Origin of the sequence: Pseudomonas lalkuanensis (assembly GCF_008807375.1) — a bacterium.
Taxonomy (GTDB): Bacteria; Pseudomonadota; Gammaproteobacteria; order Pseudomonadales; family Pseudomonadaceae; genus Metapseudomonas; species Metapseudomonas lalkuanensis.
Map to the genome: position 1 here is coordinate 5595336 of NZ_CP043311.1, position 14655 is coordinate 5609990.

General features: G+C 63.0%; 10 protein-coding genes. All 10 read right to left on the bottom strand.

Features of this window, described 5'->3' with window-relative positions; all coding sequences use genetic code 11:
- Positions 1–134 precede the first annotated feature (134 nt).
- The 10 genes from FXN65_RS25770 to FXN65_RS25815 all read right to left on the bottom strand — a co-directional run bounded on the left by FXN65_RS25770 (position 135) and on the right by FXN65_RS25815 (position 14606).
- The gene (locus FXN65_RS25770) at positions 135–1553 is read right to left on the bottom strand and encodes an FAD-dependent oxidoreductase (protein ID WP_151137769.1); all 1419 of its coding nucleotides are present in this window, start codon (positions 1551–1553) and stop codon (positions 135–137) included.
- A gap of 36 nt (positions 1554–1589) precedes the next feature.
- Positions 1590–6035, bottom strand: coding sequence for a glutamate synthase large subunit (gene gltB / locus FXN65_RS25775; RefSeq protein WP_151137772.1), 4446 nt, complete (start codon positions 6033–6035; stop codon positions 1590–1592).
- A 253-nt stretch (positions 6036–6288) separates the two neighbouring features.
- Complete coding sequence (locus FXN65_RS25780; protein WP_151137774.1) at positions 6289–7938, bottom strand: SPOR domain-containing protein; 1650 nt, start codon at positions 7936–7938, stop codon at positions 6289–6291.
- A gap of 9 nt (positions 7939–7947) precedes the next feature.
- A complete protein-coding gene (aroB, locus tag FXN65_RS25785; protein WP_151137777.1) occupies positions 7948–9051 on the bottom strand; it encodes a 3-dehydroquinate synthase in 1104 nt (367 codons plus the stop codon).
- 51 nt (positions 9052–9102) lie between these two features.
- Positions 9103–9621: a shikimate kinase AroK gene (aroK, locus tag FXN65_RS25790; RefSeq protein ID WP_151137780.1), complete on the bottom strand. Its 519-nt coding sequence runs from the start codon at positions 9619–9621 to the stop codon at positions 9103–9105.
- Positions 9622–9626: 5 nt separating this feature from the next.
- Positions 9627–11735: a type IV pilus secretin PilQ gene (gene pilQ, locus FXN65_RS25795; RefSeq protein ID WP_151137783.1), complete on the bottom strand. Its 2109-nt coding sequence runs from the start codon at positions 11733–11735 to the stop codon at positions 9627–9629.
- Between the two features lie 57 nt (positions 11736–11792).
- Positions 11793–12326, bottom strand: coding sequence for a type 4a pilus biogenesis lipoprotein PilP (pilP, locus tag FXN65_RS25800; protein ID WP_151137785.1), 534 nt, complete (start codon positions 12324–12326; stop codon positions 11793–11795).
- Positions 12323–12946: a type 4a pilus biogenesis protein PilO gene (gene pilO, locus FXN65_RS25805; RefSeq protein ID WP_151137788.1), complete on the bottom strand. Its 624-nt coding sequence runs from the start codon at positions 12944–12946 to the stop codon at positions 12323–12325. The genes pilP and pilO overlap by 4 nt, the downstream gene beginning before the upstream one ends.
- Positions 12943–13542 (bottom strand): PilN domain-containing protein, encoded by a 600-nt coding sequence (locus FXN65_RS25810; RefSeq protein ID WP_151137791.1) that lies wholly within the window; start codon positions 13540–13542, stop codon positions 12943–12945. The genes pilO and FXN65_RS25810 overlap by 4 nt, the downstream gene beginning before the upstream one ends.
- The gene (locus FXN65_RS25815; protein WP_151137793.1) at positions 13542–14606 is read right to left on the bottom strand and encodes a pilus assembly protein PilM; all 1065 of its coding nucleotides are present in this window, start codon (positions 14604–14606) and stop codon (positions 13542–13544) included. The genes FXN65_RS25810 and FXN65_RS25815 overlap by 1 nt, the downstream gene beginning before the upstream one ends.
- Between the last annotated feature and the right edge of the window lie 49 nt (positions 14607–14655).

Here is a 14655-nt window from a genome sequence, read left to right on the forward strand (position 1 = left end):
CAGGATTCCAGCAAAAAAGTGCGGGCATTTTCGCAGAGCCCAATGCAAAAGGCACGGCGGGTGCCGTGCCTTTTGTCTTGCGCGACATTTAGTCGCTGCGCCCCCAGCGCTTAAAGCATAGCGAGCGCAGCAGCTTAAACGCCCAGGTAGTCCAGGATGCCTTCGGCAGCCGTACGGCCTTCGAAGATCGCAGTCACCACCAGATCGGAACCACGAACCATGTCGCCACCGGCGAAGATCTTCGGGTTGCTGGTCTGGTGCTTGAACTGCGCCTGGGCGGGTGCCACCACGCGGCCCTGGTTGTCGATGCTGATCTCGAACTGCTCGAACCAGGGAGCCGGGCTCGGGCGGAAACCGAAGGCGATCAGCACGGCCTCGGCCGGGATGATCTCCTCGGAGCCCGGAATCGGCTCGGGGCTGCGACGGCCACGGGCGTCCGGCTCGCCGAGACGGGTCTCGACCACCTTCACGCCTTCCACCTTGTCCTCGCCGACGATGGCGATGGGCTGGCGGTTGAAGAGGAACTTCACGCCCTCTTCCTTGGCGTTCTTCACCTCTTTGCGCGAACCCGGCATGTTCTCTTCGTCACGGCGGTAGGCGCAGGTCACGGCCTTGGCGCCCTGGCGAATGGAAGTGCGGTTGCAGTCCATCGCGGTGTCGCCACCCCCCAGGACCACCACGCGCTTGCCCTTCATGTCGACGAAGTCCTCGGGGGACTTCTCGAAACCGAGGTTGCGGTTGACGTTGGCGATCAGGAAGTCGAGCGCGTCGTGCACGCCCGGGAGGTCTTCGCCCGGGAAGCCGCCTTTCATGTAGGTGTAGGTACCCATGCCCATGAAGACCGCATCGAATTCCTCGAGCAGTTGGTCCATGGTCACGTCCTTGCCCACTTCGGTGTTCAGGCGGAACTCGACACCCATGCCGGTGAACACTTCACGGCGACGGCTCAGCACATGCTTCTCGAGCTTGAACTCGGGGATACCGAAGGTCAGCAGACCGCCGATTTCCGGGTTCTTGTCGAAGACCACCGGGGTCACGCCATTACGCACCAGTACGTCGGCGCAGCCCAGGCCCGCCGGGCCCGCACCGATCACGGCGACGCGCTTGCCGGTGGGCTTGACCTTGGACATGTCCGGCCGCCAGCCCATGGCGAAGGCGGTGTCGGTGATGTACTTCTCCACCGAGCCGATGGTCACGGCACCGAAGCCGTCGTTCAGGGTGCAGGCGCCTTCGCAGAGGCGGTCCTGCGGGCACACGCGGCCGCAGACTTCCGGCAGGGTGTTGGTCTGGTGCGACAGCTCGGCGGCGGCCAGGATGTTGCCTTCCGATACCAGCTTCAGCCAGTTCGGAATGAAGTTGTGCACCGGGCACTTCCACTCGCAATACGGGTTGCCGCAGCCGAGGCAGCGGTGAGCCTGGTCGGCCGCTTGCTGCGGCTTGAACAGGTCATGGATCTCGACGAATTCCTTCTTGCGCTGGCGCAGCAGTTTCTTCTTCGGATCCTTGCGCCCGACCTCGATGAACTGGAAGTCGTTGTTCAGACGTTCAGTCATTAAAAAAACCTCATCAAACCACTTCAGGCGCTGTTGTTATTGCGGGTTGGCACGGGTGCTGGAGAGCAGCGAAGCCAGGCTCGCGGCCTTCGGCTTGACCAGCCAGAACTTGCGCAGGTAATCGTCCAGGTTCTCGAGCAGGTGGGCGCCCCAGTCGCTGGAGGTTTCCTTCACGTATTCGACCAGCACGCCGTGCAGGTGGCTACGGTAGGCCTCCATGGACTCGTTGCTGATGCGCTGGATTTCCACCAGTTCGTGGTTGACCCGGTCGACGAAGCTGTTGTCCTGGTCCAGCACGTAGGCGAAGCCGCCGGTCATGCCGGAACCGAAGTTGTAGCCGGTCTTGCCGAGAACGCAGACGAAACCGCCGGTCATGTATTCGCAGCAGTGATCGCCGGTACCTTCCACCACAGCGTGGGCACCGGAGTTACGCACTGCGAAACGCTCGCCTGCGGTACCTGCGGCGAACAGCTTTCCGCCCGTGGCGCCGTAGAGGCAGGTGTTGCCGACGATGGCCGACTCCTGGCTCTTGAACGGGCTGCCCTTCGGCGGGGTGATCACCACCTTGCCACCGGTCATGCCCTTGCCCACGTAGTCGTTGGCGTCGCCTTCGAGGTAGAGGTTCAGGCCACCGGCGTTCCACACGCCGAAGCTCTGGCCCGCGGTACCACGGAAGCGGAAGGTCACCGGAGCGTCCTTCATGCCCTGGTTGCCGTGGCGACGGGCGATTTCACCGGAAATGCGCGCGCCGATGGAGCGATCGCAGTTGCAGATTTCCAGGTCGTAGACGCCGCCGGTCTTGCCTTCGACGGCAGGCTTGGCGATACCCCACATCTTCTCGGCCAGGAGACCCGGGTCGAAGGGCGGGTTCTTCTCGACTTCACAGAACTGCGGCTTGTCGGCCGGCACGTGGTCGCTGCCGAGCAGCGGGCTGAGGTCCAGGAAGCCCTGTTTCTCGGTGTCGCCCGGCAGCATTTCCAGCAGGTCGGTGCGACCGATCAGCTCGCTCAGGCTGCGGACGCCCAGCTTGGCCAGCCACTCACGGGTTTCTTCGGCGATGTAGGTGAAGAAGTTCATCACCATTTCGACGGTGCCGATGAAGTGGTCCTTGCGCAGCTTGTCGTTCTGGGTAGCGACGCCGGTGGCGCAGTTGTTCAGGTGGCAGATACGCAGGTATTTGCAACCCAGGGCAATCATCGGTGCGGTACCGAAGCCGAAGCTTTCGGCGCCGAGGATGGCCGCCTTGATGACGTCGAGGCCGGTTTTCAGGCCGCCGTCGGTCTGTACGCGCACCTTGCCGCGCAGGTCGTTGCCGCGCAGGGTCTGGTGGGTTTCCGCCAGGCCCAGTTCCCACGGGCTGCCGGCGTACTTGATGGAGGTCAGCGGGGATGCGCCGGTACCGCCGTCATAGCCGGAGATGGTGATCAGGTCGGCATAGGCCTTGGCCACGCCAGCGGCAATGGTGCCGACGCCGGCTTCAGCCACCAGCTTCACCGAAACCAGCGCCTGAGGGTTGACCTGCTTGAGGTCATAGATCAGCTGGGCGAGGTCTTCGATGGAGTAGATGTCGTGGTGCGGCGGCGGCGAAATCAGGGTGACGCCGGGCACTGCATAACGCAGACGGGCGATCAGGCCGTTGACCTTGCCACCAGGCAGCTGGCCGCCTTCGCCGGGCTTGGCGCCCTGGGCGACCTTGATCTGCAGCACTTCGGCGTTGACCAGGTATTCCGGGGTGACGCCAAAGCGGCCGGTAGCCACCTGCTTGATCTTGGAACTCTTCACGGTGCCGTAGCGCGCCGGGTCTTCACCGCCCTCACCGGAGTTGGAGCGGCCGCCCAGTCGGTTCATGGCTTCGGCCAGGGCCTCGTGGGCTTCGGGGGAAAGCGCGCCGAGGGAGATACCTGCGGCATCGAAGCGCTTGAAGATGGACTCCAGCGGCTCGATCTCGTCCAGCGGCAGCGGCTGGTCGGCGGTCTTGACCTTGAGCAGGTCGCGCAGCATCGACACCGGACGGTTGTCCACCAGCGCGGTGTATTCCTTGAATTTCTCGTAGCTGCCCTGCTGCACGGCGGCTTGCAGGGTGTTCACCACGTCCGGGTTGTACGCGTGGTACTCGCCGCCGTAGACGAACTTCAGCAGGCCACCTTGCTGGATGGCCTTGCGGTTGTTCCAGGCCTCATTGGCCAGCAGCTTCTGCTCGGACTCGATGTCGACGAAGCGCGCACCCTTGATGCGGCTGGCGACGCCACGGAAGCTGAGGTCGACCACTTCCTCGGACAGGCCGACAGCCTCGAACAGCTGCGCGCCGCGGTAGGAGGCGATGGTGGAGATGCCCATCTTCGACAGGATCTTCAGCAGGCCCTTGGAGATGCCCTTGCGGTAGTGCTTGAAGACTTCGTACAGGTCGCCCAGCACTTCGCCGGTGCGGATCAGGTCAGCCAGCACTTCATAGGCGAGGAACGGGTACACGGCGGAGGCGCCGAAGCCCACCAGCACGGCGAAGTGGTGCGGATCGCGGGCGGTGGCGGTCTCGACCAGGATGTTGCAGTCGCAACGCAGCCCCTTCTCCACCAGGCGATGGTGCACGGCGCCAACGGCCAGGGAGGCGTGGGCCGGGAGCTTGCCGGGGGCGATGTGGCGGTCGGTCAGGACCAGCAGCACCTTGCCGGAACGTACGGCTTCTTCGGCCTGGTCGGCCATGTTGCGCACGGCCGCTTCGAGACCGAGGCTCTCATCGTAGTTCAGGTCGATGATGTGACGCTCGAAGCCCGGGCGGTCCAGGGACATCAGGGCACGCCACTTGGCCGGGGAGATCACCGGGCTGCTGAGGATCACGCGGGTGGCATGGTCCGGCGACTCGCTGAAGATGTTGCGCTCGGCACCAAGGCAGATCTCCAGGGACATGACGATGGCTTCGCGCAGCGGGTCGATCGGCGGGTTGGTGACCTGCGCGAACTGCTGGCGGAAGTAGTCGAACGGCGAACGTACGCGCTGGGACAGCACGGCCATGGGAGTGTCGTCGCCCATGGAGCCAACGGCTTCCTGGCCCTGCTCGGCCAGCGGGCGCAGCACCTGGTCACGCTCCTCGAAGGTGACCTGGAACATCTTCATGTACTGCTTGAGCTGGTCGCTGTCGTAGCTGGCCACGCCGTGGTCGTCGTCCAGCTTGGCCTGGATGCGCACGGCGCTCTGGCGCAGCCACTGCTTGTACGGGTGGCGCGACTTCAGGCGGCTGTCGATATCGTTGGTGTTGAGGATCTGCCCGGTTTCGGTATCCACCGCGAGGATCTGCCCAGGACCGACACGGCCCTTGGCGAGTACGTCTTCCGGCTTGTAGTCCCACACGCCGATTTCCGACGCGAGGGTGATGTAGCCGTTCTTGGTGGTAACCCAGCGGGCCGGGCGCAGGCCGTTGCGGTCGAGCAGGCAGACGGCGTAGCGGCCGTCGGTGAGCACGACGCCGGCGGGACCGTCCCAGGGCTCCATGTGCATGGAGTTGTATTCGTAGAAGGCGCGCAGGTCGGCATCCATGGTTTCCATGTTCTGCCAGGCCGGCGGGATGATCATGCGCACGCCACGGAACAGGTCGATGCCGCCGGTGACCATCAGCTCGAGCATGTTATCCATGCTGGAAGAGTCGGAACCGACGCGGTTGACCAGCGGGCCGAGCTCATCGATATCGGGCAGCTGCTCGTTGGCGAACTTGGTGCGGCGGGCTACCGCCCAGTTGCGGTTGCCAGTGATGGTGTTGATCTCGCCGTTGTGGGCGAGGAAGCGGAAGGGCTGCGCCAGCGGCCACTTCGGCAGGGTGTTGGTGGAGAAACGCTGGTGGAACACGCAAATGGCGGTCTGCAGGCGCTCGTCACCCAGGTCCGGGTAGAACTGCTGCAGGTCGGCCGGCATCATCAGGCCTTTGTAGATGATGGTCTTGTTCGAGAAGCTGCAGATGTAGTGGTCGGCATCCGCGGCGTTGGCCACGGAGGAACGACGACGGGCGCTGAACAGCTTGACCGCCATGTCCTGGTCGCCAAGGCCTTCACCACCGATGAACACCTGCTCGATCTGCGGCAGGCGTTCCAGGGCCAGTCGGCCGAGGACGCTGGTGTCCACCGGGACCTTGCGCCAGCCGATCAGCTGCAGGCCGGCGGCAAGGATTTCGCGATTCATGTTTTCGCGAGCCGCTTCGGCGCGAACCGGGTCCTGGTTGAAGAAGACCATGCCGACCGCGTACTGGGCCGGCAGTTCGACCGAGAAGGTTTCCTTGGCGATGGCGCGCAGGAAAAGGTCAGGCTTCTGGATCAACAGACCACAACCGTCGCCGGTCTTGCCGTCGGCATTGATGCCGCCACGGTGGGTCATGCAGGTCAGGGCTTCGATGGCGGTTTTAAGAAGATGGTGGCTCGCCTCGCCCTGCATATGGGCGATCAAGCCGAAACCGCAGTTATCCTTGAATTCATCAGGATGGTACAGACCTGCTTTCATAGGGGAACTCTCACCAGGGTTGCCTTCAGAAAAAGGCAGAATTGCTTTGTAATTCAACTCCTTACCATACGCGCCGGACTTGACGCCAGCTTTTGCGTAGGGCAAAGGGAGGTCATTGTACATAGCCCATTGGTCGACCACAAATCTTAGCGGCCAACTAGTGAAAGTCGATGTCGCAAAAATGAATGAATGAACCAGGAGGTCGTGCTAGCGACCACCTGGTCATAAGGCGGGGGATCAGGCTCGCGGAAAACTAGCGAGCCATTTCCTGCTGGATGCTGGCGAAGGTCTTGGGCCAGGGCTTGCCAGCCTGGACCTTGGCCGGCAGAGACTTGATTGCCGCCTGGGCCGCAGTCCGACTGGCGAAGCTGCCGTAGGTCACGACATAGAGCACCTTGCCCTGGTGCTGCTTCTTGAAGTAGCGGTACTGCCCGCCATTCTGCTGCACGAAGGCCTTTGCACTGCTCTCCGAACTGGTGCCGAGCACCTGCAGGGCGAAGTGGCTGGCGGCCTGGCTACGATACCAGCCATTGCCCGCCACGCCAGCCGGGGCGACCGACGCAGTTGCCGGCGCAGGCTTCTCGGCAGGCTTGGCCGCGACCTGGGCAGGCGCGGGAGCCGGCTTGGGCGCCGGGGCCGGAGTGGGTGCAGCTGGCTTGGCTGTAGCAGCCTGGGTCGCCGCCGGCGCGGGAGCAATGGGTTGCGCCGGCTTGGGCAGCGGTTGCACCGGCACGATGGGCTCCACCGGTACAGCGGGCGTCGGACTGGCGGTCGCGCCCTGGGGCGGCGCAATGGTAGTGACCGTAGGCGGCACGTTGGCAGCCTCGGCAGGCGCCGGGCCGTCCTCCGGCTCGCCCTGGCCGGCGGCCTGGGCCAACGGCTCGCGAATCACCGGCTGGGCCTCCCCCACCAGAGGCAAAGGCAGCGGCTGCGAGGAGCCTGCGAACTCGACGGCCGGAGCACCCGAATCATCCTGGCTGGAAGCCTGACCGGCTGGCGCCTGCCCCAACGGCAGCTCGGCAGTAGCGGGAGCCTGCTCGACGCTACCTTCATTGCGCCCCTGCATCATCCAGGCGGCGATCACGCCCACCCCGACCACTGCCAGGGCCAGCAGATGCTTCTTCGGCAGGCTGAAGCCGCCGGCGGATTTCCGCGACGCCCCGCGCTCAGCAAGCATGGCTTCGATCATGAGATCGCGTGCGACCTGGTTGATCGCCCCCGGCCAGCCGCCGGACTGCAGATGGATTTCGTCCACCTGCTCATCACTCAGCAGCTCGACGCCACGTCCGGCGCCTTCGAGTCGCTGGCCAAGGTACTCGCGAGTTTCCTCCTGGCTGTAGGGCTGAAGCTCGATGACGTGGAAACGCTCCTCGCCTTCCGCCAGCGCATCGAGGCGTGCGAGGAGGGAATCCTCGCCAAACAGGAAGACATGGGCGCGCGCCTCGACGTTACCTTCGGCCAGGGCCAACAGATTGCCGAGAGCGGCATCGTCCAGCTCTTCGGCATCATCAACCAGCAGGTACACCTCCTGACCGGTCAGGGCCAGTTGAGCAACCTGGGCGAGGATGGAGCGCACATCGGCCTGGGCGATGTTCAGCCCCTGGGCGATCTGGCGCAGCAGGCCGCCGGCCTCAGCCGAATTGCGCGCCGACACCACCAGACTCTGCACGGCCTGTTTGTTGGTGCTGGCCACCAGCGCCTGGCGCAACAGCGTCTTGCCGCTGCCGTGGGGACCGCTCACCACCAGCATCAGCTGGCTGTAGCGGGCGAGATGGTGAAGCTGCCCCAGCACGGGCTTGCGCTGGGCCGGGAAGAACTTGAAGCCAGGCACCCGCGCCGCGAACGGGTCATGGGTGAACTGGTAATGGCCGAGGTAGGCCTCGTCGGCGTGCAGGCTGCTCATGGGAATTCCTTACTCTCCAAGCTGGTCGGCCAGGGCGCGATAGTCAGCGGCCAGGGTGGCCTCCAGCACGTCGCGCGGATAGTCGGCAGTCACGACGGCCTCGCCAATCCGGCGCAGCAGCACCAGACGCAATTGACCGTCGAGCACCTTCTTGTCTACGGCCATGTGCTGGAGGAAATGTTCCGGAGTCATGTCCGCTGGCGGCACGACCGGCAAGCCGGCGCTGCGCAGCAGGCGAATCGCCGCGTCGCGCTCGTCGGTTGAAATCCAGCCGAGGCGGCTGGACATTTCGAGGGCCATGACGGTACCCGCCGATACCGCCTCGCCGTGTAGCCAGGCGCCGTAGCCCATTTGGGTCTCGATGGCGTGGCCGAAGGTATGGCCCAGATTGAGGATGGCGCGCAGACCGGATTCGCGCTCGTCCACCCCGACAACGCGCGCCTTGGCCGCACAGGAACGCTCGATGGCTTCGGTCAGGGCACCGGCGTCGAGACCACGCATGGCCGGCATCTTCTCGGCCAGCCAGGGCAGGAAGGGCTCATCGCAGATCAGGCCGTACTTGATCACTTCCGCAAGGCCGGCGGAGAGCTCGCGCTCCGGCAGGGTGCGCAGGCTATCGGTATCGATGATCACCGCCTTGGGCTGGTAGAAGGCACCCACCATGTTCTTGCCCAGCGGATGGTTGATCCCGGTCTTGCCACCGACCGAGGAATCCACCTGGGACAACAGGGTGGTAGGCACCTGGATGAAGTCCACACCACGCTGGTAACAGGCCGCGGCAAAGCCTGCCATGTCACCGATCACTCCGCCACCCAGGGCGATGACGGTAGTACGGCGATCATGACGAGCCCCCAGCAGGGCGTCGAAGATCAGCTGCAGGGTTTCCCAGTTCTTGTGGGCCTCGCCATCGGGCAGCACCACCGGCAGAACCGAGTAGCCCTGCAGCGTCCGGGTCAGCGTTTCGAGATACAGGGGCGCCACGGTCTCGTTGGTGACGATGGCCACCTGCTTACCGGCGATATGCGGCGTGAAGAGCTCCGGCCGCGACAGCAGGCCGGAACCTATATGAATGGGATAGCTACGCTCGCCAAGATCGACCTGAAGTGTCCGCATGGGGCCCCCGTCATAAAAAGGGCTAAAGGATAGCGCAGTTCCGCCCGCGCTTTAACGGGGCGGCAATGCCTGTAGGCGCGCCAGTATTTCTTGCACCACCATGCGCGGCGGCCGCTCGTCGGTTTCGATGATGATGTCGGCGATCTCGCGGTAAAGCGGATCGCGGATTGCCATCAGGTCACGCAGGACTTTCCCCGGGTCGGCCGACCGCAACAGCGGCCGATTGCGGTCACGCGAGGTGCGCTCGATCTGCTGCTCCACCGACGTGTGCAGATAGACGACGCGACCACCGCCACGCAATGCCTGACGATTGGCCGGACGCAGAACCGCGCCGCCACCGGTCGCCAGCACGACGCCGTCGTGGCCGCAGAGTTCCTCGATCATCGCCTGTTCGCGATCACGGAAGCCCTGCTCACCCTCGACATCGAATATCCAGGGGATATCCGCGCCGGTGCGCTGTTCGATTTCCTTATCGGAGTCCTTGAAGGGAAGACGCAGTTCTTTGGCAAGCAAACGCCCGATGGTGCTTTTCCCAGCTCCCATCGGGCCGATCAGAATCAAATTACGCACCGATATCAGCGACTCACCGCAATGGCCTGATTGTTCATGATGCGGGGAGTGAGGAATACCAGGAGCTCGGCTTTCTTGTCCTGAACCACGTCGCGACGGAACATGCGGCCGAGGAAGGGAAGGTCGCCGAGGAAGGGCACCTTGTCCACCGCCTTGGTTTGGGTGTTGGAGAATACCCCACCTATGACAATGGTTTCACCATCATTGACCAGCACCTTGGCGTTGACCTCGTTCTTGTTGATCGGCGGTACTCCGTTCAGGGCGTTGGCGAAGTCCGGCGCATCCTTGGTCACCTTCACTTCCATGATGATGCGGTTGTCAGGCGTGATCTGGGGAGTGACTTCCAGGGACAGGGCCGCCTCCTTGAACGAGGTGCTGGTGGCACCGCTGGAGCTGGCTTCCTGGTAGGGCACTTCCTGGCCTTTGAGGATCTTGGCGGTTTCCTTGTCGGAGGTGACCACCTTGGGCTGCGATACGATCTCGCCGTTACCGGTCTTCTCCATCGCCGACAGCTCGAGGTCCAGGATGGTGTTGTCGGTAATGAAGCCGATGCCGATGCTGGACGTCGCGCTGTCAGCGCCGAGATCGACGAAGGGGGCGTTGGCCAGGTTGACATTGCCCGCCTGGTTGGCGGCCGGACGACCGAGACCACCGCCACCAACGACGAAGTTGTTGTCGCCGATGCTCGCACCACGCCAGTTCACGCCCAGGGCCTTGTCGTAATCGACGTTGGCTTCGACGATACGCGCTTCGATCATTACCTGGCGAACCGGGATATCCAGCTGGGTAACGATGCGACGCAGCTCATCCAGCTTATCTTCGGTCTGGTAGGCGATGATGCTGTTGGTACGGTCGTCTACCGTGATGGAACCGCGCTCATCGGCACCGGCAGCGCTCGGGTCCCCGCTGGTGACGGATTGGAACAGCTTGGCGATGTCGGCAGCCTTGGCGTAGTTCACCTGGATCAGCTCGCGGCGCAGAGGGGCCAGTTCGGCAATCTGCTTCTGCGACTCCAGCTCCTGGCGCTCACGGGCGGCGATCTCATCAGCCGGCGCGACCAGCAGCACGTTACCTACCTTGCGCTTGTCCAGGCCTTTGGTCTTCAGCACCAGATCCAGTGCCTGGTCCCAGGGCACGTTCTGCAGGCGCAGGGTGATGTTGCCTTGTACGGTATCCGAGGCCACCAGGTTGAGGTCGGTGAAGTCGGCGATCAGTTGCAGCACCGAGCGCACATCGATGTCCTGGAAGTTCAACGACAGCTTCTCGCCGGAATAGGCGAAACGCTCGGTCTTGCGCTTCTCCACATCTTCCTGCGTCAGCGGCTTGATGCTGACGGTCAGCTTGTTGTCGGTCTGATAGGCCAGGTAGTCGTAATAGCCGGTGGGTTCGATGCTGATGCTGGCGTCGTTGCCGGCACCCGACGCGCTTACGAATTGCACCGGCGTAGCGAAGTCCTTAACGTCCAGGCGAACGCGCAGCGGCTCAGGCAACTGGGTCTTGGGGAAGGCCAGACGGATCTTGCCGCCTTGCTCCTGGATGTCCGGGCTGACGCTGGGATCGGACAAGGTGATCACCACATTGCCCTCACCCTGATCACCACGCTGGAAGTCGATGTTTTCGATGCTCCGACCGGCACGGGCGTAGCTCTTGACCGGCTGCGAGGCGGCCAGTTGTGCGGCGGCCGGGGCGGGCGCCGGGGCCGCAGTAACCTGACGCGGGGCTGCCGGCGCAGATGCGGAGTCCCCCACCAGCACATAGAGGTTTCGGCCATCTACGCGGGTACTGTAGGGCACGAGCGTGGACAGATTGATGATCAGGCGAGTGCGGTCCTTGGCTTCCACCACGGTCACGCTGCGGGCATTGCCCACGCCCAGCTCCCGATTCTTCGAACCCAGCTTGTTGGACACGCCCGGCAGGTCCAGAGCAATGCGTGCTGGCTGCTCGATGGTGTAGCCGCGAGGAGCTACCACCGGCTCGTCGAAGGCCAGTTTGAGTTCGACCCTGTCGCCCGGCAGGGCCGCAACATCCAGCCCCTGCAGGTTCGCCGCCAGCAGCGCAGGTGACATCAGGGCGGCCAATAGCGTGATACCAAGGCGCGATAGCGAGCTTTTCATCATCTGGTTCCGTTGTGCAGACCGGTAATTATTCTTCATCGGTGATTAACCTCGCCCTCAAGAGCGCTCCCTGAGCGCGAGACTCCGCGGACGCTCCAGCCATCCGCCTTCCCCGTCCGGGACAATCTCGATCACGTCGACCTTGGACTCGTCGATGCCGACGACCTTCCCATGGTTGCGCCCCAGATAGTCCCCCACCTTGACCCGATGCACCCCTCCAGCGCCACTGATCAAGGCAAAGCTCCCCGAACCATTGGACAGGGTTCCCACCATTTCGAAGGACTCGATATTGAACCCTTCGAGGAACTGTTTGACCCGAGTCTCATCCGGGTGAACATCCTTCGAACCCTTCTGTTGCTTGGCCAGATCGATCTTGATCGGCGGCTGGAAGGGACTGCGCAATGCGGCCGCGCTGTAGGTGAAGGCTTCGTATGGCTGAAATTTCGGCAAGGGTTCGATGGAACCCTTCGGACGGGCGCGAACCTCGTCCATATAGGCCTGCAGGTCGCTGAAGTCGTCACCGACACCGCAGCCGGACAGACCGAGAAGCATCAGGGCACAGAGCGCCAGGCGGGCGCGAGGACTACTCATTTCTGCAGCCCCTTGTCGTTGTAGCGGTAGGTCTTGGCAAGAATCGACATGCGCAGCTTGGAGCCACTCTCATTGGAAAGCGGCTTGATCTCGAAATCATGCAGGGTCACGATCCGCGGCAGGCTGGCGACGCCACTGACGAAGGTCGCCAGGTCGTGATAGCCACCCACCACGGATATCTGGATCGGCAGCTCGATGTAGAACTGCTGGGTGACTTCCGGCAGCAGCTTGATCTCTTCGAATTCGAGACCGCTGCCCAGACCGGTACGGGTGATGTCTTCCAGCAAGCCCGGCACCTCGGTGTCGCTGGGCAACTGACGCAACAGCGCACCGAAGGAGGTTTCCATCTCCTTCATCTGTTCCTTGTAGGCTTCGAGGTTCGCGGCCTGGAACGCCTTCGAGGCAAACTGCTCCTTCAGGGTCGCCTCTTCAGCACGCTTCGAGTCCAGCTGGAGTTCGAGGTCCTTGAGATGGAAGTTGTACCCCAGCACCAGTACGAGGATCAGCAGCAACACGCAAGTGATGACCTTGACCGCAATGGGCCAGGAACCCAGGTTGTTGACGTCCAGGTCGGCAAGGTCGATCTTGCGCAGGCTTTCAAGGGAGTCGGAGAAACTCATTTCGCGGCTCCTGTAGTGGCTGCAGCGTTCTTGCCGTTCTGCTCTTCGGAACCTGGCTGCGTCTGCTGCACGGTCAACTGGAATACGTTGGCCTGATCGACGGCCCCCGCGGTCACCGCCTTGACCTCGGTGAGATTGGGCGACACCAGCCATTCCGAAGCATCCAGGTTGCGCATCAGGTTGGAGACCCGGTTGTTCGACTCGGCGGCACCGACGATGGCGATGCTCTTGCCAGCCATTTTCACACCGGTGAAGAAGACGCCGTCGGGCAGAGTGCGCACGAGCTGGTCGAATACACGACCGATGATCGGCCGGTTGCCCTGCAGGTCCTGGATGATCTTCATACGCTCGAGCAGCTGCTGACGACGGGTCTTCAGCTCACTGATCTCCTTGATCCTGGCGTCCAGGACGGCAATTTCCTTGCGAACGAAGTCGTTACGCGCCTGCTGATTCTCGATGGCGCTGTTCAGGTACTGGTCACCCAGAAATACCGCGCCGGCGCCCAGGGCCAGAATGGCTCCCATCGCCACCAGGAAACGCTGTTTGCGCTCCTCGCGAAGCTGCTCGCGCCAGGGGAGTAGGTTGATGCGCGCCATCAGTCGAAACTCCTCATCGCCAAGCCACACGCAATCATCAGGGCAGGCGCATCGCTAGCCAGCGCACCAGCATTGACCTTGCTGCTCAGCGCCATATCGGCGAAGGGATTGGCAACCAAGGTCGGTGTACCGATCTTCTGCTGGATCAGGCGATCGAGATCCGGGATCGAAGCCGTGCCGCCTGCCAGGAGGATGTAATCCACATCATTGAACTGGCCGGCTGCGAAGAAGAACTGCAGCGAACGGGAAACCTGCTGGACTACAGCATCCTTGAACGGTTGCAGAACCTCGCTGTCGTAGTCATCCGGAAGACCGCCCTGTTTCTTGGCGAGACCAGCTTCTTCAACGGAAAGACCATAGCGACGCTGGATCTCCTCGGTCAGTTGACGACCACCGAAGAGCTGTTCGCGGGTATAGATGGTGCGGCCGTTGTGCAGCACGCTGAGGGTCGTCATGGTGGCGCCAATGTCGACGACTGCGACGGTCAGCTCGTCATGAGCATCGCCCAGCTGTGCCGAAAGCAGCGAATAGGCGCGCTCCAGCGCGTAGGCCTCGACGTCGACCACCTTGGCGGAAAGTCCGGCCAGGGCGAGCGCGGCCTCGCGCACCTCGACGTTCTCCTTTCGGCAGGCTGCGAGCAGCACATCGACCCGCTCCGGGTTGCGTGCCGAGGCACCTTGCACCTCGAAGTCGATGGCGACTTCTTCCAGCGGATAGGGAATGTACTGGTCGGCCTCGATCTTCAGCTGGTTCTCCAGATCGTCTTCGGAGAGCCCGGCTTCCATTTCGATGGTCTTGGTGATCACGGCCGAACCGGCCACAGCCACTGCCGCGGCCTTGACGCCGGTACGCGCCTTGCTGATTACTCGGGAAAGTGCCTGCCCGACGCCCTCCAGCTCCGCGATGTTCTTTTCGACAACCGCGTTTGGTGGGAGCGGCTCGACGGCATAGGACTCCACTTTGAAGCGGCTTCCCGAGCGACTCAATTCAAGGAGCTTGACTGAGGTCGAGCTGATGTCGATCCCCAACAGCGAATTCGCTTTCTTATTGAAGAGCCCTAGCACGACCGATTTCCTATCAGCGTCCGAGACTTACGGACGATTTATGTTTTTC